This is a genomic window from Streptomyces sp. NPDC005794, from assembly GCF_042871445.1.
Taxonomy (GTDB): Bacteria; Actinomycetota; Actinomycetes; order Streptomycetales; family Streptomycetaceae; genus Streptomyces.
On the sequence record NZ_JBIAIN010000024.1, the window covers coordinates 76,563 to 94,563 of the forward strand.

Annotated in this window: 17 protein-coding genes and 1 pseudogene; 9 read left to right on the forward strand and 9 right to left on the reverse strand. The window is 71.4% G+C overall.

Annotated elements, in window-relative coordinates:
- Positions 1-33: 33 nt before the first annotated feature.
- A complete protein-coding gene (locus tag ACFYQ5_RS30885; RefSeq protein WP_389202317.1) occupies positions 34-2,205 on the forward strand; it encodes an MMPL family transporter in 2,172 nt (723 codons plus the stop codon).
- 124 nt (positions 2,206-2,329) lie between these two features.
- Here the strand turns inward: ACFYQ5_RS30885 and msrB are convergent, their stop codons facing one another.
- The 4 genes from msrB to ACFYQ5_RS30905 all read right to left on the reverse strand — a co-directional run bounded on the left by msrB (position 2,330) and on the right by ACFYQ5_RS30905 (position 5,579).
- Entirely contained in the window at positions 2,330-2,737 is a 408-nt protein-coding gene (gene msrB / locus ACFYQ5_RS30890) for a peptide-methionine (R)-S-oxide reductase MsrB (protein WP_389202319.1), read from the reverse strand.
- A 10-nt stretch (positions 2,738-2,747) separates the two neighbouring features.
- Entirely contained in the window at positions 2,748-4,142 is a 1,395-nt protein-coding gene (gene murC / locus ACFYQ5_RS30895; RefSeq protein WP_389202320.1) for a UDP-N-acetylmuramate--L-alanine ligase, read from the reverse strand.
- Between the two features lie 46 nt (positions 4,143-4,188).
- Entirely contained in the window at positions 4,189-4,641 is a 453-nt protein-coding gene (locus ACFYQ5_RS30900) for an indole-3-glycerol phosphate synthase (protein WP_389202322.1), read from the reverse strand.
- Between the two features lie 158 nt (positions 4,642-4,799).
- On the reverse strand, positions 4,800-5,579 hold the full coding sequence (locus tag ACFYQ5_RS30905; protein WP_389202323.1) for a pyrimidine reductase family protein: 780 nt from the start codon (positions 5,577-5,579) through the stop codon (positions 4,800-4,802).
- 37 nt (positions 5,580-5,616) lie between these two features.
- Between ACFYQ5_RS30905 and zapE the strand changes: the two genes are divergently transcribed.
- The 4 genes from zapE to ACFYQ5_RS30925 all read left to right on the forward strand — a co-directional run bounded on the left by zapE (position 5,617) and on the right by ACFYQ5_RS30925 (position 9,780).
- Positions 5,617-6,711, forward strand: a complete 1,095-nt coding sequence (zapE, locus tag ACFYQ5_RS30910) for a cell division protein ZapE (RefSeq protein WP_389202325.1) — start codon at positions 5,617-5,619, stop codon at positions 6,709-6,711.
- Positions 6,712-6,797: 86 nt separating this feature from the next.
- Entirely contained in the window at positions 6,798-7,223 is a 426-nt protein-coding gene (locus tag ACFYQ5_RS30915) for an OsmC family protein (protein ID WP_389202327.1), read from the forward strand.
- A gap of 132 nt (positions 7,224-7,355) precedes the next feature.
- A complete protein-coding gene (locus ACFYQ5_RS30920; protein WP_389202329.1) occupies positions 7,356-8,732 on the forward strand; it encodes an alkaline phosphatase PhoX in 1,377 nt (458 codons plus the stop codon).
- A 136-nt stretch (positions 8,733-8,868) separates the two neighbouring features.
- The gene (locus tag ACFYQ5_RS30925; RefSeq protein ID WP_389202382.1) at positions 8,869-9,780 is read left to right on the forward strand and encodes a polysaccharide deacetylase family protein; all 912 of its coding nucleotides are present in this window, start codon (positions 8,869-8,871) and stop codon (positions 9,778-9,780) included.
- Between the two features lie 17 nt (positions 9,781-9,797).
- Here ACFYQ5_RS30925 and ACFYQ5_RS30930 read toward each other — a convergent pair whose 3' ends face one another.
- From ACFYQ5_RS30930 to ACFYQ5_RS30940, 3 genes are read right to left on the reverse strand one after another with little or no spacing between them, the layout of a single operon-like run.
- Positions 9,798-9,977 (reverse strand): hypothetical protein, encoded by a 180-nt coding sequence (locus ACFYQ5_RS30930; RefSeq protein ID WP_389202331.1) that lies wholly within the window; start codon positions 9,975-9,977, stop codon positions 9,798-9,800.
- Between the two features lie 14 nt (positions 9,978-9,991).
- Entirely contained in the window at positions 9,992-11,587 is a 1,596-nt protein-coding gene (locus tag ACFYQ5_RS30935; protein WP_389202333.1) for an ATP-binding cassette domain-containing protein, read from the reverse strand.
- Complete coding sequence (locus ACFYQ5_RS30940; protein WP_389202335.1) at positions 11,584-12,261, reverse strand: AIM24 family protein; 678 nt, start codon at positions 12,259-12,261, stop codon at positions 11,584-11,586. The genes ACFYQ5_RS30935 and ACFYQ5_RS30940 overlap by 4 nt, the downstream gene beginning before the upstream one ends.
- Positions 12,262-12,335: 74 nt before the next feature.
- Here ACFYQ5_RS30940 and ACFYQ5_RS30945 point away from each other — a divergent pair, with 74 nt between their 5' ends.
- Positions 12,336-13,100: a peptidyl-tRNA hydrolase gene (locus ACFYQ5_RS30945; RefSeq protein WP_389202336.1), complete on the forward strand. Its 765-nt coding sequence runs from the start codon at positions 12,336-12,338 to the stop codon at positions 13,098-13,100.
- Positions 13,101-13,322: 222 nt separating this feature from the next.
- On the opposite strand, the pseudogene ACFYQ5_RS30950 reads toward ACFYQ5_RS30945, so the two are convergent.
- Positions 13,323-13,522, reverse strand: a pseudogene (locus ACFYQ5_RS30950) (hypothetical protein); the annotation flags it as partial.
- Positions 13,523-13,792: 270 nt separating this feature from the next.
- Here ACFYQ5_RS30950 and ACFYQ5_RS30955 point away from each other — a divergent pair.
- From ACFYQ5_RS30955 to ACFYQ5_RS30965, 3 genes are all read left to right on the forward strand, one after another.
- Positions 13,793-15,085, forward strand: coding sequence for a DUF692 domain-containing protein (locus tag ACFYQ5_RS30955; RefSeq protein ID WP_389202338.1), 1,293 nt, complete (start codon positions 13,793-13,795; stop codon positions 15,083-15,085).
- 6 nt (positions 15,086-15,091) lie between these two features.
- A complete protein-coding gene (locus ACFYQ5_RS30960) occupies positions 15,092-16,105 on the forward strand; it encodes a TIGR04222 domain-containing membrane protein (protein WP_389202340.1) in 1,014 nt (337 codons plus the stop codon).
- Between the two features lie 116 nt (positions 16,106-16,221).
- Positions 16,222-16,998, forward strand: coding sequence for a TIGR04222 domain-containing membrane protein (locus ACFYQ5_RS30965; protein WP_389202342.1), 777 nt, complete (start codon positions 16,222-16,224; stop codon positions 16,996-16,998).
- Positions 16,999-17,284: 286 nt separating this feature from the next.
- On the opposite strand, the gene hemQ is transcribed toward ACFYQ5_RS30965, so the two are convergent.
- Positions 17,285-17,998: a hydrogen peroxide-dependent heme synthase gene (gene hemQ, locus ACFYQ5_RS30970; RefSeq protein WP_389202343.1), complete on the reverse strand. Its 714-nt coding sequence runs from the start codon at positions 17,996-17,998 to the stop codon at positions 17,285-17,287.
- Between the last annotated feature and the right edge of the window lie 3 nt (positions 17,999-18,001).

Below are 18,001 nucleotides of genomic sequence, written 5' to 3' on the forward strand. Positions count from 1 at the left end.
CGTCCAGGTCCAAGAGAAAGACGACTCCTTCGCATGGCTATCCTGCTGTACCGGCTCGGCCGGCTCTCCTTCCGTCGCCGAGGGCGTGTCCTCGCCCTGTGGCTTCTGCTGCTCGCCCTGCTCGGAGGCGGCGCGGCAGCCTTCAGCGGGCCCACCACCAGCAAGTTCTCGATACCGGGCACCGAGTCCCAGAAGGCCCTGGACTCGCTCTCCAAGGAATTCCCGCAGGCAGGGGGCGCGACGGGGACCATAGTCGTCGTCGCACCCGAGGGCGGCAAGCTCACGCCCACGGCTGTGGCTCCCGTGACCGAGGAGGCCGGAAAGGTCCCCGGTGTCCTGGCGGCCGTCGACCCCTTCGCGTCCAAGGCCGTCTCGCAGGACGGCCGCTACGCCCTGGTCCAGGTGCAGTTCGAATCGGGTGTCGACGGCATCACCGACGCCCAGCGTGAATCGTTCACGGAGGCGGGCTCGGACGTCGCCGACCTCCGCGTCGAGCACGGCGGAGAGATCATGCGGGGTGTCCCGGAGATCGGTTCGACCGAGGCCCTCGGCGTCGCGGTCGCCGCGATCGTTCTGGTCCTCACCTTCGGCTCCCTGGTGGCGGCGGGCATGACCCTGCTGAACGCCCTGGTCGGCGTCGCGGCCGGCATGGCCGGGCTGTTCTCCCTCAGCAGCACCGTCGAACTGACGAGCACCGCGCCGATCCTGGCGCTCATGCTGGGTCTGGCCGTCGGCATCGACTACTCGCTGTTCATCACCTCCCGCTACCGCCAGTACCTCTCGGAAGGAATGGAGAGGGAGGAAGCTGCCGGCCGGGCGACCGGGACCGCCGGTTCGGCCGTCGTGTTCGCGGGCGCCACCGTCGTCATCGCACTGGCGGGGCTCGCCGTCGCCGGTGTCCCGTTCCTGACGGTCATGGGGCTGACGGCCGCCGCCACGGTCGCTCTCGCGGTGCTGGTGTCCCTCACTCTGCTGCCCGCCGTCCTCGGCTTCGCGGGCGTACGCGTACTGCCCCGGAAGCTCCGGACGCAGGACCTGGCGCCCGCCTCCGCCCCCGTCGAGGCCGGAACCGGCTTCGGCTTCCGCTGGGGCCGGATCGTGGCGCGGCTGCGCGTTCCCGTACTCCTCGTCGGTGTGGTCGGCCTCGGCGCCCTCGCCCTGCCCGTGCAGGACATGCGGCTCTCACTGCCCGACGCGAGCACCGAGGCGGTCGGGTCGCCCAACCGTGAGGCCTACGACCTGACCACCGAAGGGTTCGGCGAGGGCTTCAACGGCCGGCTGATCGCCGTCGTGTCCGGCGACGACGCGCAGGCGACCGGCGCCGCGGTCAAGGAGACCGCCGCGCTCATCATGGACACCGACGGCGTACTGGCCGTCGCCGCCCCGCAGATGAACGAGAAGGGCACCACCGCCCTGCTGGCGGTGATCCCCGAGACGGGCCCCACCGACGCCGCGACCGAGGACACCGTCCACGCGATCCGTGACCGGGTGGCGGACGTGAAGGGCGCGGGCATCGCGTTGACCGGTGCCACAGCGGTCGGTATCGACGTCTCCGAGAAGCTCGCCGACGCACTGCCGGTCTATCTCCTGCTGGTGGTCGGGCTGTCCATCCTGCTGCTGATGCTCGTCTTCCGGTCGGTCCTGGTTCCGCTCAAGGCGGCACTCGGCTTCCTGCTGACCATCGGTGCCACCTTCGGCATCACCGTGGCGATCTTCCAGGAAGGCCATCTGGCGGACCTGGTCGGCCTCGACACGCCCGGCCCGCTGGTCAGCTTCCTTCCCATCCTCCTGATCGGCATCCTCTTCGGACTGGCCATGGACTACGAGGTCTTCCTCGTCTCGCGGATGCGGGAGGACTTCGTCCACGGCACCGACGCCCGCGAGTCCGTCATCAGCGGCGTCGGCCACAACGCGCGCGTGGTCACGGCCGCTGCGGTGATCATGTTCGCCGTCTTCGGCGGATTCGTGTTCATGCCCGACCCGATCATCAAGTCCATCGGGTTCGCCCTGGCGATCGGCGTACTCATCGACGCGTTCGTCGTGCGGATGGCCATCGTGCCGGCGGTCATGCACCTTCTGGGACGCGCCGCCTGGTATCTGCCGCGCCCGGTCGACCGGGTCCTGCCCGACCTCGACATCGAGGGCGAGCGGCTGAACACCCACATCCCGGGACAGCAGCGGGAAGTCGAGCTCGTGAAGACGTGAGCACGACCGTACGTCCGGGCTGAGGTCCCGCCCCGCCGACAGAACGGCCCGCCAGGAGCACACGTCTCCTGGCGGGCCGTTCCCGTGGGATCCGGCACCGGTACGCACACCGGGCCCGGCCCGATCAGCTCTCGTCGGGCGCCAGCGTCAGCGAGATCGAGTTGATGCAGTACCGCTGGTCCGTGGGCGTCTGATAGCCCTCGCCCTCGAAGACATGCCCCAGGTGCGAGCCGCACCGGGCGCAACGCACCTCGGTACGGGTCATGCCGAGGGTGTTGTCCTGGAGCAGTTCGACCGCGTCCGTGTCCTTCGGGTCGTAGAAGGACGGCCAGCCGCAGTGCGACTCGAATTTGGTGTCGGAGCGGAACAGCTCCGCACCGCAGGCACGGCAGGAGTAGACGCCCGCCGTCTTGGTGTCGGTGTACTCACCCACGAAGGCGGGCTCGGTGCCGGCCTTGCGCAGCACCGCGTACTCGGCGGGCGACAGCTCCGCCCGCCATTGCTCGTCCGGCTTCTCGACGTCGTACGACACGGTGGCTCCCTCAGCTCGACAGGTGGTCCAGGATCTGCGGGCCGAGGTCGGTGACATCGCCCGCTCCCATGGTGAGAACCAGATCGCCGGGCTTCGCCATTCCCGCGACGACGGCGGGGACCGCCGCCTTGTCGGGGACGGCCGTGACATCGGCGCCCGCGGCCTGCGCGGCGTCGATGATCAGTGCGCTCGTGACGCCCGGGACCGGGTCCTCCCTGGCCGGGTAGATGTCCAGGACCAGCGAGGCGTCGGCGAGGGCGAGGGCCTGACCCATCTCCGTGCCGAGCTCCTGGGTGCGGGAGAAGAGGTGGGGCTGGAAGACGACCAGGAGGCGTGAGCCGGTCGCCGCTCCGCGCATGGCTTCCAGGTCGGCGGTCATCTCGGTGGGGTGGTGCGCGTACGAGTCGATGACCTGGACGCCGGCCGCCTCACCCTTGAGCTGGAGGCGGCGCTTGACCCCGGTGTACGTGCCGATGGCGGAGGCCAGATTGTGCGCGGGGACACCGAGGGCGACACCGGCGGCGAGCGCGGCGACCGCGTTGTGCGCGTAGTGGCGGCCGGGCACGGAGACGGTGAAGGTGAGGTACTTGCCGTTGAGGACGACCGTGACCTCGCTGGTCAGGCCACGCGGGGTGACCTTGTGCACGCGTACGTCGGCGCCCTCGGACTCGCCGTAGGTGACGACGGTGAGGGAGGAGAGGTCGCGGACCCGTCGGGTGAGCTCGACGGCGCCGGGCTGGTCGGCGGCGATGACCAGGGTGCCGCCGGGGACGACCTTGCCGACGAAGGTCTCGAAGGATTCGTAGATCTCGTCCATCGAGGCGTAGTTCGCGTGGTGGTCCAGCTCGACGTTGAGGACGATCGCGACCTCGGGGGCGTACTTCTGGAAGCTCCGGTCGCTCTCGTCCGCCTCGGCGACGAAGATGTCGCCCTGGCCGTGCGTGGCGTTGGTGCCGGGTCCCTCCAGGTCGCCGCCGATGGCGTACGAGGGGTCGAGGGCCAGCTCGGACAGGGCCACGGCGAGCATCGATGTGGTGGTGGTCTTGCCGTGCGTGCCGGCGACCGCGATGGCGCGCAGGCCCTCCATCAGGGAGGCGAGCGCGTCGGAGCGGTGCACGACGGGAATGCCCAGCTCGGCGGCGCGGACCAGCTCGGGGTTGTCGGCGCGGATGGCGCTGGAGACGACCACCGAGGTCGCGTCGTCGGCCAGGTGCCCGGCGGCGTGCCCGATGTGGACCGTCGCTCCCAGCGCGCGCAGCGCGTCGGCGGTGGCGGACTCCCGGGCGTCGCTGCCCGCCACCTTCGCACCGCGCTGGGCGAGGATCTTCGCGATGCCCGACATTCCGGCGCCGCCGATGCCGATGAAGTGCGGCCGTTCCAGGGCGGCAGGAATACCGGGTGCCATACGTGTCTCTCCCGAGGTGTGACGTGGTCTGGGTGCGCGCCCCAGCCTATTCGCTGTGTGCGAAGAGCTTGAGCACCGGTACGCCGACCTTGTGACGGGCCCGGGACGCCCAGTCACGGTGGAAGAACTCCTCGACGTAGTGCGGCGCCGTCAGCACGATGACCTCGTCGGCCCCGGAGTCGTCGACCACGGTCTTCAGCCTGTCCAGGGGATGGTCCTCGACCACCTGTCCCACGGCCTCCGATCCCGCCTCGCGCAGCTCCCGGAGCGAGTACTCCAGCGCCATCTCGGCGGGCTCCCTGGCCGCCTTGCCCTCCGGCTGCTCGCCTTCGCGGACGGCGTCCCGGAGCTCGCCGATCGCCACGTCGTCGATCGCGCGCAGCAGCACATCGGCCTGGTCGCCACGGGGCTGCATCAGTACGACGAACGAGATCCGCTCCTCGCCGTGGAGGGTCGTGACGAATTCCACGTCCTCGGGAGTGAGGGGTTTCTCGATCATCAAAACGCTTGTGAACACGACAGGCGCCCTTCCGCTTCATCTCGTCGGCCGCAGGGACGGCCGCTGGTGCTGAAACCATCCTTCCCCGCAATTGCACGGGGTAGCAGGACTAAGTGTGCCCACCCGGAGCTAACCGGAACGGGTAATTCCGCTATATGTCAGATCTTCCCGTACCGAGTGAAGAGGAATCCTCCCTCCTCCAGGAGCGAGACGAGGGAGAAACGTTCCGGCACGGGGATGGCGGGCCCGCCCGCGATGCGTTGCGCGTCTCCGGCCACGAGCAGCGGGGACAGGGTCAGACTGAGCTCGTCCAGCACGTCGGCCGCCACGAACTGGCCGAGCAGCCGCGGCCCGCCTTCGGTGAGGAGCCGGGTGAGTCCCCGCGCGGCCAGTTCCGCCACCGCACGCGCCGGGTCGACAGCTGCGCCGTCCCCCGCGAACAGCACCTCGGCCCCCGCCTCCCGGGCCGCGTGGACCCGGTCGGAGGGTGCTGCCGTTCCGGTGATCACGAGGGTCGGAACCAGGGGCGAGACGAAGAGCGGAAGTGAGAAGTCCAGGTCCAGGCTCGCGCTGACGACCGCGATGGCCGGGGCGGGTCCCTGTCCCGCCGTCTCGCGCCGGGCGGCGAAGGCGTCGCGGGCTCGCGCGGGCCGGTAGCCCTCCAGACGCACCGTCTCGGCGCCGACGACGATCGCGTCGGCCAGGCCTCGCTGGGTGCCGAAGATCCGCATGTCGGCGGGGGACGAGATGCCCTGGGAGCGGCCGTCGTGCTGGGCGGCGCCGTCCAGGGTGGAGACCATGTTGGCGCGGAGCCAGGGTCGCTCGCCCTCGGGATAGGCGTAGGCGTCGGCCAGTTCGTCGAGCGTCCACTCACGATCGGCGGCGGCAGCGGTGTGGGCTGGGGTTGTCAGGTCCGTCACAGGGAGCAGGCGTCGCATGCGCAGCAGTCTGGCACGGCCCTTAAGGTGGAGAGTTGTGTCGTCCTCCACAGCCGTGCCGGGGCAGAGCCCCATAGCCGAAACGGCCCCGCAGTCCCTGTGCGCCCTCGAGCCACGCGTCCCCGCCGACCGTCTGGTCGGGGAGATGGTGCCGCCGCCGCGTTTCGACTCGGTGCGCTTCGATACGTACGTCCCCGACCCGAACCAGCCGAGCCAGACCGAGGCGGTCGAGGTCCTCGGCTCGTTCGCCGCCGGGCTCGGCGGGGCGCATGCCACGGGCTCGGGGAAGCGCAAGTGGTTCGGGAGGAAACAGGCGGCGACGCCCACCGGGCCGCGCGGCGTCTATCTCGACGGCGGCTACGGCGTCGGCAAGACGCATCTGCTGGCCTCGCTCTGGCACGCCGCCCCGGCCGCGCCTTCCCTCAAGGCCTTCGGCACCTTCGTCGAGCTGACGAACCTGGTCGGCGCGCTGGGCTTCCAGCAGACCGTGCAGACCCTGAGCGGGCACCGGCTGCTCTGCATCGACGAATTCGAACTGGACGACCCGGGTGACACCGTCCTGGTGTCGTCCCTGCTCAGCAGGCTGGTCGAGGCGGGCGTCGCGCTGGCCGCCACATCGAACACGCTGCCCGGCAAGCTCGGCGAGGGCCGTTTCGCGGCCGCCGACTTCCTCCGCGAGATCCAGGGGCTGTCCTCACACTTCCGGCCGCTGCGGATCGACGGCGAGGACTACCGCCACCGAGGGCTGCCCGAGGCGCCGCCGCCGTACTCCGAGGATCAGGTCACCAGGGCCGCGTACGCGACCGCGGGCGCCTCGCTCGATGATTTCCCGGCCCTGCTCGACCATCTCGCCCGGGTCCATCCGAGTCGTTACGGCGCGCTGACGGACGGGATCACGGCGGTCTGCCTCACCGATGTGCAGCCGGTGCCCGACCAGTCCACGGCGCTGCGCCTGGTGGTGCTCGCGGACCGGCTGTACGACCGTGAGATCCCGGTGCTCGCCTCAGGGCTTCCCTTCGACCGGCTGTTCAGTGACGAGATGCTGAACGGCGGGTACCGGAAGAAGTATTTCCGGGCCATCTCGCGGCTGACGGCACTGGCACGTGACGCAAAGAGACTGGTGGCGCAGTAGGTTCGGGGGTTGAAGGACGTACGGGTGCCTCCGGGTGCCGCGCATGTCCGGATAACAACCGCGCACACCGTTTGAAGGGATCCAGCATGGCTACCACGCGTCAGGCGCACACGGTATGGGAAGGCAATCTGCTCGAGGGCAACGGCGTTGTCACCCTCGACTCCTCCGGGATCGGGGAGTACCCGGTCTCCTGGCCGTCCCGCGCGGAGAAGGCGAACGGCAAGACCAGCCCTGAGGAGCTCATCGCGGCCGCGCACTCCAGCTGCTTCTCGATGGCCCTGTCCAACGGTCTGGCCACGGCGGGTACCCCGCCCACCCGGCTGAACACCCAGGCGGAGGTCACCTTCCAGCCCGGCACCGGCATCACCGGCATCCACCTCACGGTGGAGGGCGAGGTCCCGGGTCTGGACGAGGCGGGCTTCGTGAAGGCCGCCGAGGACGCCAAGGCGAACTGCCCGGTCAGCCAGGCGCTCGCGGGCACCACCATCACGCTCACCGCGTCGCTGGCCTGACCCGCTCGTCCCTGGGGCCTCGTCCGCCCCGGGGACACCAGGGGCACCGTGGCCCGCATGGTTCCCGCGCGCCGCGACGCGTGGTACACACATGCGGGTCACTTCACCTGTCTGCCAACAGGGAGTTGCCTCATGTCATCCACACCTCGACACCTCGCGACCCGACGAACGGTTCTGGCCGGCAGCGCCGCGACCGCCGCCTCGGTCGCCTTCACCGGGGCCTTCGCCGAACTCTTCTCCGGCACCGCCGAGGCCCGGGGCCACAGCGGCTACGGCCCCCTCGTGCCGGACCCGGACGGTCTGCTCGATCTGCCGAGAGGTTTTCGCTACCGGGTGCTCTCCCGGGAGGGCGACCCGCTCCGCTCCGGCGAGGGCCAGGTCCCGAGCAACCACGACGGCATGGCCGCCTTCGCCGGCCGCCGCGGCCGGGTCCACCTGGTGCGCAACCACGAGAACCGGGTCACGGGCAGGATCGGCGTCCCGACGGTCGAAGGCCTCACGTACGACCCCATGGGCAAGGGGGGCTGTACGGCCCTGGAGCTCGACAGCCGGGGCGGTGTGGTCGGCGAGCGCGTCGCCATCGCCGGTACGGCCGTCAACTGCGCCGGTGGACCCACCCCTTGGAACACCTGGCTGACCTGCGAGGAGACCGAGGACAAGGCCGGCACCAACGGCTACACGAAGGACCACGGCTTCGTCTTCGAGGTGGACGGAGCCGATCCGCGCCGCACCGGGGCCGTACCGCTGACCGCGATGGGCCGCTTCCAGCACGAGGCCGTCGCGGTCGACCCGCGGAACGGCATCGTGTACGAGACGGAGGACGCCTTCGAGAAGCCGTTCGGGCTCTTCTACCGCTTCCTCCCCGAGAAACCACTCGGCGGGACGGGTTCCCTGCGGGCCGGCGGCGCGCTGGAGGCCATGCGGGTACCCGGCGTGCCCGACCTGTCGGTGATCCAGGAGACGGGTGCGAGCTTCGACCGGATCGAGTGGGTCCCCGTACCGGACCCGCAGGCCGCGGAGACACCGATCCGGCTGCAGGACTTCGGGCCGAAGGGCATCACGCACGCCCAGAAGCTGGAGGGCTGCTACTGGGGCGGCTCGTCGGTGTACTTCGTCTCCAGCTTCGCGCACAGCGCGGAGGGATCGGCCGCCGACCACTACGGCCAGGTGTGGCGGTACGAACCGGGGCGGCGCCGGCTCACCCTGGTGATCGTCTTCGGCCCGGACACCGACGTCCAGCTGCCGGGCGAGTCCCCGGACAACATCTGCCTCGCCGCCGGGGGCGGGCTGATGGTCTGCGAGGACGGGGGCGGCGCGCAGCATGTGCTGGGGGTGACGCGGCGCGGCGAGGTCTACGCGATGGCTCGGGGGCGGCAGAACATCGGGACGGCCGAGGAGCCGGAGTGGGGCGAGTTCGCGGGCGTCACGTTCTCACCGGACGGCGGGACGATGTTCGTGAACTGCTACACGCCGGGGACGACGTTCGCGGTGACGGGTCCCTGGCGCTGAACCGGGGCGCGAGCAGGCGGGTGATCCGGCGGCCCGGGGGCCGGGCGGCCGGAGCGCCATGAATATGATCTGACATATCGTCAGCTAACGTCCTTCAGTGATCAAATCCGTTCGTACCACGATCGTGCTGACTGTGATGAGTGGGGTGCTCGCCGGTTGCGGAAGCTCCGGGGCCACCCGCGCCAGGACCGCAGCGCTTCCGGCGGCCTCTCCGGAATCCGCGACGGGATCCCCGTCCCCGTCGCGGATTCCGTCGCAGGTTCCGTCGCAGGTTCCGTCGCAGGTTCCGTCGCAGGTTCCGGGGAGCGAGTCGCCCGTACTGGCCCCCGGCCCCGGCGGTCTGACGCCGGTCTTCGAGCGACGCGCGGACGGCTCGGGCCCCGGCACCGTCTCCCGGAACAAGGCGGGCGGGCCCGACAAGGTCGTGGCTCTCACCTTCGACGCGGACATGACTGCGGATCAGGGACCGCGTGCCGCCTCCGGCGAGCGCTTCGACAACCCTGGGCTGATCGCGTCGCTACGCCGGCTGAAGGTCCCGTCGACGGTCTTCATGACCGGCAGGTGGGCGCAGGAGTACCCGGACCAGGCCCGCTCGATCGGCACCGATCCCCTGTTCGAGATCGCCAACCACTCGTTCAGCCACCACGCCTTCGCCTCCCCCTGCTACGGACTGCCGACCGTCGAGAAGACGGACATGCGCCGCGATGTGGAGCTGGCTTTCACCGCGATCCGGAAGACGGGGGCGCGCAATGTCGTGCCGTACTTCCGGTTCCCCGGCGGCTGCTACGACGACGCGGCGCTGAAGGCCCTGGCCCCGACCGGGGTGACCGCGATCCAGTGGGACGTGGTCAGCGGTGACGCCTTCGCCACCGACGCGGACGCGGTGGCCGAGCAGGTGCTGGCCGGTGTGAAGCCGGGTTCGCTGGTGGTCATGCACTGCACCCGCAGCGCGGCGCCCGTCACCGACGACGCGGTCCGCCGGATCGTCCCGGAGCTGCGCGAGCGTGGCTACCGCTTCGTCAAGGTCTCGGAGCTGATGCGCGGCTGAACACGCCCCGCCCCGCGTCAGCCGGAACAGGCGGTGCGGCCGGCCTCCTGCCAGGCACAGACCGGGCAGAGGGTGCTGCCCTTCGTCGACTCCGGGTATTCGGTCGGCTTCCGGCACAGCACGCACTCGGCGTACGGCGGCCCCGCGTCCACGGGTGCGGGGGCCGGCGCGGGCGTCTCACAGTACGCATCGTCCATACGTACGAGCGTACTCACTCGCGCAGAGCGGCGATCCTGGACGTGAGGACGGCCGCCGCGACGGCGACGGCGACGGCCCCTGCCAGTGGCAGGAACGGCAGCCGCACCGTGCCCGTCACCGAACCGGAGACCAGGCCCGTCACTGCGGCCTTCGCGGGTGAGCCGTCGGTCACGAGGGCGAGCAGCGCCCCGAGCACGGTCGCGGCGAGCGACCAGCCGCGACCGTGCAGGACCGGCCGGGCGCAGAGCGCCCCGACCGCCGCCCCCACCAGGGCGCAGCACGCGGCCCCGAGCAGTCCGGCGAGCGCCGCGGCCAGGTGCGGCACGGCGACGGTGCGGTCGGTGCTGACCGGTTCGCTGAGCAGCAGCACGGTTCCCGCCCCCGCCCCGCCCAGGGCGAGCGCGCATGCCAGGCCGGTGAGCAGCGCCGCGCGGTGCGCGGTCGACGGTCCGGGGACGGCGGCGATCACGGCCCGGGCGGCGGGCGGTTCCTGGGTGACGCAGAGCCGCACGAGCCAGGCCGCCACGGGCAGCAGCGCCGCGGCGGCGTACCCCAGCGAGTCCATCAGGGGCTGCCCCACCTGCACGCCGATGCCGAGGACAGCCGCGTACAGGAGGAGGGGCGCGAGCCAGCGCTGTGAGCGTGCCAGCAGTGCTGCCTGGTAGCGCATCAGGGCGGTCGTGCCATGGACCGGCGAACCCGCCGCACGGACGGGACCGGCCGGGCGGGCCGCCCTGTCCGGCCCGGAGGAGGGGGTCACCGAGGCCGGGACCGGCGCCGGGAGCGGTGAGAGCCCGGTGATGTGCCACGGCGGGCGGGCCTCGATCAGGGCCTGGAGCAGGGGATCCGAGTGCGCCGCGGTGGTCGTGAGCCGGATCGCGGCCGGATTTCCGGTGTCCCGTTCCACCGTCGGGGCGCCCGGCAGCCCCGGCGGGAGGGCGGCGGACGCCTGTCCCGTCGCCTCGATCCGGACGGCCGGGCCGGAATCGCCGGGCGGAACAGCCGCCGCTGTGAGGGTCCGGCCCTCCAGCCGGTAGGCGATGTCGGCCCTTCCCGCGAGCCGCCTCGGGTCATGGTCGACGAACACCACCGTGGCGCCGTCGGCCACCCGCTCGGCGACGGCCCGGTCCAGTTCGTCGCGGGCCGCGGTGTCCAGTCCGGTCCAGGCCTCGTCCAGGACGAGGAGGTCCGGCTCGGCAAGGAGCGCCTGGGCGACCGCCACCTTCTGGCTGGAGCCCTTGGAGAGTTCCGCGAGCGGTGTACGGGCGTGTCCCGCGGCCCCGAAACGCTCCAGCCACTCCTCGGCCCGCGCGGCGGCCCTGGCGGTCGGGAGCCCGTGGACCCGGCCCAGGTGAATGAGGTAGTCGACAGCGGTGAACGGCAGCGCCGCGGGGAAGCGCTCGGGGACGTACGCCGTGCGCGGCCGGCCCGAGACCTGCCCCTCCGTCGGCGCGTCGATCCCGGCGAGCAGCCTCAGCAGGGTCGACTTGCCCACGCCGTTGGCGCCCTCGATCCGGACCAGGGTGTGCGCGGGCAGGTCCAGATCGAGCCCGCGCAGCACCCAGGGGCCGCGCGGGCCGTACCGGCGGCCCGCTCCTCGCAGGATCAACTGGACGACGCCTTCTCCGACTTGAGTTCGGAGGGCCGTACGATCACGAAACCCTCGCCCTGGAGCATCAGCTGGACGGCCTCGCCGGATCCGCCACGCACCATCGAGCCGAAGCTCTGCGAGCGGTGCAGCGTGGTGGTCAGCTGGGCGCTCCAGCCGACGACTGCGTCCGTGTCGACGTACACCGGCTGCTGCGCGGTGACGGGGATCACGATGGGCTGGCCGTCGCAGATCAGGCCGAGTTTGCCGTATCCGCTGAAGACGCTGTTGAAGAGGCCGCCGCCGGTCATTCCGGCGCCCTTCACGGTCTTGATCTCGTAGGACAGGCTCGCGTCGAAACACAGGACGTTGCGGCCGTTGATGGTCAGGACGTCGCCCTGCTCCATCTCCACGATGAAGCAGCTGGCCGCCTCATGGGCGAACCACGCCTCGCCCTGGCCGGTGACCGCCATCAGGGCCAGCCCCTCGCCGGTCACCGCGCGTTTGAGCATGCCGCCGATGCCCTGGCCCTTGCGCTCGAACTGGAGATTGCCCCGGAAGGCGATCATCGATCCCTGACGCGCGTGCATCTCACCGTTGACGGCGTACTTGATGGATTTGGAGTTCTGCAGAGTCATGCCGGGGGCGGTGGCGGGCTGCGCCATGTGCTCGCTGGAAAAGAGGTCGCTCTTCATGTCGTGCATCCTCACCCGGAGCGCTCAGTTCCGCCAAGAACAGGTTGTCGGGGGGGCCTGGCAGACTGGGGTGCGTGAGCAGCGACAGCATTCCTGAACCCCTTCCCGCAGCACCGAAGGCCCCCGCCGACAGCCCGTTCCGTTCCGAGCCGACGGCACGTGACGAAGCCCCGCAGTTCGTTCTGCCGCTGGTGGTGCACCTCGAGAAGACCGACCCACCGGCGCGCAACGACGCCCTGGTGACCGCCGCCCGCGCGGTGCTCACGATCCTCTCGGACCCCCGCTCGCTGAGCGAGGACGGGGCCGGGACCGAGGGCGAGTGGGCACGGGCCATGCACGACTGGCAGGACGCCCGGATCCGCAAGGTGGTGCGGCGGGCGCGCGGCGCGGAGTGGCGCAAGGCGTCCACGCTGCCCGGGATCACGGTCACCGGCGAGCACGCCGAGGTCCGGGTGTTCCCGCCGGTGCCCCTGGACGGCTGGCCCAAGGAGCTGGCCAAGCTCCAGGTGTCGGGCACCGACCTGGACGACCCCGAGGCCCCGCCCGCCCCCGATCCGGCCGGTCCGGTGCTCTGGATGAATCCGGACGTCGGTATGTCGGCGGGCAAGGCGATGGCGCAGGCCGGGCACGGCGCGCAGCTCGCCTGGTGGGAGCTTTCGGACACCGAGCGCAAGGCGTGGCGTGAGGCGGGTTTCCCGCTCTCCGTCGCCACCCCGGACGCCGCCCGCTGGCGCGAACTCACCGCGAGCGGGCTGCCGGTGGTGCGGGACGCCGGATTCACCGAGGTCGCCCCGGGATCGTGCACGGTCGTCGCCGACCACCCGGCGCTGCGCCGCTGACCTGCCGGGCGGGCGGCTCGACCACATCTTCGTGCTGGAGCGCACCGGCTCCGCCGGCTTCGACGGCCTGGCGCGCGAAGCGCCCTGCGCTTCCACGGCCGGTCCGTCGGGCCCGCCCGTGTCGTCGGGTGGCCAAGTGCCGCAGGTTCCGGTGCCGGTGACACCGGGCGGAGACCAGTCGTCCACCTCACGCCCCGTGCCACCGACGACGGCTCCGCCGCCTCAGCCCTGGAGGACGTCAGTCACGGCGCGGGCGCGCTGGACGTACAGGCGGTTCCCCTTCGAACCGGTCCACTCCACCCGCACGACACCCGGCACCGCGGCATCGGCGAGGCGCGGCGGATTCGACCGGTAGCCGAAGAGCGGATTGCGGAAGACGTCGCCCACAGGCCGCCGTCGCCGTCCTCGAAGAAGGTGTTGAACGGCATGCCGATCAGCATGGGAACGCCCGTTGACCTCGGTCAACGGGCCATGGAATCAATCCGGGCTGTCCGGCTCATCGGCATATCCGCGGCGTCCGCGTTTCCGCAGGCCGGCTGGGGTACCGGTCATCACGTCGAGGGCATCACGATCAGATTTCGGAACGCCGAACCCGTCGGGGAACCTCAGATCCAGCTCTGAACGTCCCCCCTTTCGGATTCGCTGACGCCCGGCGGGGCCATGACCCCTGAACAGAACGGGGAGGGGACACCATGAAGCTGGGAATCGGCATCGGATGGCGGCCGGAAATCGCGGACACCGTCGAGGCTCTGCCAGGCATCGACTGGGTCGAGGCCGTCGCGGAGAACCTCTGCGCGGACCATCTCCCCGAGTCCCTCGTACGCCTCCGGGAGCGCGGGGTCACGGTCGTCCCGCACGGGGTGTCGCTCGGTCTGGGCGGGGCCGAGCGTCCGGATCCCGGCCGTCTCGCCGGTTTGGCCGCGCGGGCCGAACTGCTGGGCACGCCCCTGGTGACGGAGCACATCGCGTTCGTGCGCGCCGGAGGGCCGCTGACCTCTTCGCCGGTGCTGGAAGCGGGCCATCTGCTGCCGGTGCCCCGGACCTGGGACGCGCTGGACGTGCTGTGCGAGAACGTGCGGATCGCACAGGACTCGCTGCCCGTCCCGCTGGCCCTGGAGAACATCGCCGCGCTGATCTCCTGGCCCGGCGAGGAGCTGAGCGAGGGGCAGTTCCTCGCGGAGCTGGTCGAACGGACCGGCGTACGGCTGCTGATCGATGTCGCCAATCTGCACACCAACCACGTCAACCGCGGCGAGGACCCCGCGACCGCGCTCGACGAACTGCCGGTGGAGGCCATCGCGTACGTCCATGTGGCGGGCGGCATCGAGAAGGACGGTGTCTGGCACGACACGCACGCCCACCCGGTGACACGCCCCGTCCTGGACGTGCTGAGCGAGCTCCGCTCCCGCGTCGACCCGCCGGGGGTCCTGCTGGAGCGCGACGACGACTTCCCGCCGGCCGAGGAGCTGGCGGGTGAACTGACCGCGATCCGTGGCACGCTGGCCGCGGCGTCCACCGCCCACCGGGAGGACCGGCAGCGGCCCGCCGGCCCCCCGGAACCGGTCGTCCGCCCTTCCGGCGGCCGCGACCGGACCGCCGTGGCACAGACCGCGCTGCTCTCCTCGCTCGTGGCCGGGGCGCCTGCGCCGGACGGCTTCGACCACCGCCGCCTCGAGGTGCAGAGCCGCGCCCTGGCCGCGAAGCGTGCCGATGTCGTCGCCGAGGTCGCGCCCGAACTGCCCGGCATTCTCGGCGACGGCTACCGCGGCGCGTTCCTCGCGTACGCCAGGAACCGGCCGATGTCCGCCGGTTACCGCCGTGACGCCCTCGACTTCGCCGAGCATCTGCTCATCGCCGACCGCCCCTCCGACGAAGCGGCCAGGCGGCGGCTGACCCGTTGGTGGCAGGACCGGGCCGCGCCGCGCCCACCCCGCCGAATGACCCGCCTGGTCCACGCCGCCCGTACCGCCCTTCTGGGAAGGTGACCCCCTTTGAACGCACTTGCTGTCCTGCTGACCCTCGCCGTGGCGGTCTCCTCGACGCTCCTGATCATCGCCACCCGCAGGTCCGGACGGCGCCCCGGCGCCGGTGACCGGGTGCACGACCGCGCCGAGGCCGCCTTCCTCGCCGGCGGTCCCGCCAGGGTCGTCGACACCGCGCTCACCGCCCTGCACGTGGACGGCCGGCTGGCCTTCGGCGGGCCGGGGATCGTCGCCGTATACCGGGAAGAGGCCCGTGACCCGGTGGAACGTGCCGTCTTCCAGGAGCTGGCCACCGCCCCGAGCGGGGCCCTGCACACGCTGCGCGAAGCCGTCATGCGGCACCAGGCGGTGCAGGAGATCGGCGACGGGCTCGCGGCCCGCGGGCTGCTGGTGGCGCCGGACGAGAACCGGAGCCGGCGACGGTGGGCGACGACCCAGGGAGTGGTCTGCGTCGTGGCCTTCCCTCTGGCCCTGGCTGCCACCGTCCTGCAGTCGATCGCGTACGACGACTACGCGGACGTGCCGTTCCCGTTCATCATGAAGATTCTTCCCGCGCTCGTGGCCGGGGTCATCATCGGCTTCGTCACCGCCGCCTCGGCCAAGCGGCGGATCACCCGGGCGGGGCGGCGCGCACTCGACGACTTCCGGATCGCTCACGCCCAAGTGGGGGACCCGGCCCACCTGGTGGCCACCCGGGGGCTGCGCGCACTCCCCGACCCCGTGCTCCAGGGGTGGTTGGTGACGGCTGCCAGGCAACGGTCCGTCCGGCACTCCTCGTCGGTGACCTCGACCAACCCGACAGCCGCGCTCATCCCGGTCGTGTGGTGCGCCGGGGCGAGTCCCGGTGGCGGGAGCTGCGGCAGTTCCAGTGGCGGGGGCGGCGACTCCGGTTCGGGGTCCACCTGCAGTTCGGGGTCGAGCTGCGGCAGCAGCGGCGGGTCCAGTTGCAGCAGCGGGTCGAGCTGCGGCAGCAGCAGCGGGTCGAGCTGCGGCGGCGGCTCCAGCTGCGGCAGCAGTTCATGAGGAACGCGAGTCGGCAGCAGAGGGATTCAGCCATCGACGATGACATGTGACCGAGATTGGTCCATATCGTGAACAGGCCATGGCGCCTGCCTGCCGTTTTCGCATAGAACTCGGCCATGCTCTGGGTCATGCTTCTTCTGGTCGCGTGGGGCGCGGCCGCCGTCTCCTGCATCCGGCTGTGCCTCCTCACCGCAGGCGCCGCACAGCGGCCGCCCGTTGCCGAACGGACGCCCGTTTCCCCTGAACTCAATCTGTACGAGACGGCGTTCCTGGCCGGCGGCCCGCAGCGGGTCGCCGATCTCGCCCTGGTCTCCATGCACCTGCGGCGCCGGCTGCTGCTCGCCCACACGGGCTGGGCGACGGTCGTCGATCCGGAGGGGCGGGACGAGGTCGAGCGCACCGTGATCCGCGCGATCGGCCCGGCGGGGCAGTCCCGGATAGCCCCGATACGGGCCGCCGCGGCGGCCGCGGACGCCGTACGCTCCCTCGCCGACCGTCTCGTCGCGGCGGGGCTCGCCGTGCCGCACGGGACCCGGACGAGCCTGGAGTCGGCGGTACGGGGCGTGCGGGCAGCGGCCGTGCTGGTGGTGGTCCTGGCGGCCACCGCGATGCTGATGCCCGGTCAGGAGACGGGCTACGCCGGTCCGGTGGCCGCCTGGTTCGGGCTGCCGCTCGTGCTGACGCTGGGCTGCCTGGCCATCGCACGGGTGGAGAACCACCCGTACAGCCCGTGGGCCTCCCCGTCCGGGCAGCGCTGGCTGGACTCACTGCCTGCCCCGGTGCACGGCGCGGACCGTGATCAGCTGGCGGCGGTGGCCGTCCGGGGCGTGGCGGCCCTGCAGGATCCGGGCCTGCGGGCGGCCCTGCTGAGCGGCGCGCGGGCCGGAGGCTGACCCGCCGGTCCGAGGCCGTGCGTCACCAAGGGCCGCCCCGTTGCCGGGAGCGGCCCTTGGTGACGTCATATTCCGTTGTACGGCCCGGGACACATCGGCCGGACACGGCGAGGAGCGGCGGTCCGCGGAGAGGAATGGCTGACTCCCCCGCGGGCCACTGCGGTTCGCCGGCCGTCGGCCGATGTGCACCCGGCACCGGACCCGGTGTCGCTGGAACGACGGGCGGCGTCACACACGCCGTTGCCCGCCAACTGATCTTCCGGGTCGGGATGACCGGAAACGCTGGCTATGCGAGTCCGGACACCAAGTCTGCGAGGGACTTCCTGCGTCCCGTGTAGAACGGGACCTCTTCGCGGACGTGCAGCCGCGCCTCGGAGGCCCTCAGGTGACGCATGAGGTCGACGATGCGGTACAACTCGTCGGCCTCGAACGCCAGCAGCCACTCGTAGTCGCCGAGCGAGAACGACGGGACGGTGTTGGCGCGGACGTCCGGAAAGCCCCGGGCCATCTTGCCGTGGTCCGCGAGCATGCGCCGGCGGTCCTCGTCCGGCAGCAGGTACCAGTCGTAGCTGCGCACGAAGGGGTACACGCTGACGTAGTCGCGCGGCGTCTCGTCGGCCAGGAAGGCCGGGATGTGCGACTTGTTGAACTCGGCGGGGCGGTGCAGCGCCATGTTCGACCAGACCGGCTCCAGAGCGCGGCCCAGCGTGGTGCGCCGGAAGAGGTTGTACGCCTCCTGAAGAGCGTCGGAGGTCTCGGCGTGCCACCAGATCATCAGATCGGCGTCGGCCCGCAGACCGGACACGTCGTAGGTGCCGCGGACGGTGACGTCCTTGGCCGCGAGCTGGTCGAACAGCTCCTGGACCTCGTCGGCGTAGCCGGCGCGGTCGACGGGAAGGACGTCCTTCAGCTTGAAGACGGACCACAGGGTGTAGCGGATGACCTCGTTGAGGTCCTTGGCCTTCTTGCCTGCGTTCGGAAGCTTTTCTGGCGCACTCATACG

Bases quoted from the DNA above. Each gene is read 5' to 3' on its own strand.
- ACFYQ5_RS30885 (WP_389202317.1), top strand. From the start codon at position 34: ATGGCTATCCTGCTGTACCGGCTCGGCCGGCTCTCCTTCCGTCGCCGA.
- murC (WP_389202320.1), bottom strand. From the start codon at position 4,142: ATGGCACCCGGTATTCCTGCCGCCCTGGAACGGCCGCACTTCATCGGC.
- ACFYQ5_RS30900 (WP_389202322.1), bottom strand. From the start codon at position 4,641: ATGATCGAGAAACCCCTCACTCCCGAGGACGTGGAATTCGTCACGACC.
- ACFYQ5_RS30905 (WP_389202323.1), bottom strand. From the start codon at position 5,579: ATGCGACGCCTGCTCCCTGTGACGGACCTGACAACCCCAGCCCACACC.
- ACFYQ5_RS30915 (WP_389202327.1), top strand. From the start codon at position 6,798: ATGGCTACCACGCGTCAGGCGCACACGGTATGGGAAGGCAATCTGCTC.
- ACFYQ5_RS30920 (WP_389202329.1), top strand. From the start codon at position 7,356: ATGTCATCCACACCTCGACACCTCGCGACCCGACGAACGGTTCTGGCC.
- ACFYQ5_RS30925 (WP_389202382.1), top strand. From the start codon at position 8,869: ATGAGTGGGGTGCTCGCCGGTTGCGGAAGCTCCGGGGCCACCCGCGCC.
- ACFYQ5_RS30930 (WP_389202331.1), bottom strand. From the start codon at position 9,977: ATGGACGATGCGTACTGTGAGACGCCCGCGCCGGCCCCCGCACCCGTG.
- ACFYQ5_RS30940 (WP_389202335.1), bottom strand. From the start codon at position 12,261: ATGAAGAGCGACCTCTTTTCCAGCGAGCACATGGCGCAGCCCGCCACC.
- ACFYQ5_RS30955 (WP_389202338.1), top strand. From the start codon at position 13,793: ATGAAGCTGGGAATCGGCATCGGATGGCGGCCGGAAATCGCGGACACC.
- ACFYQ5_RS30965 (WP_389202342.1), top strand. From the start codon at position 16,222: ATGCTCTGGGTCATGCTTCTTCTGGTCGCGTGGGGCGCGGCCGCCGTC.
- hemQ (WP_389202343.1), bottom strand. From the start codon at position 17,998: ATGAGTGCGCCAGAAAAGCTTCCGAACGCAGGCAAGAAGGCCAAGGAC.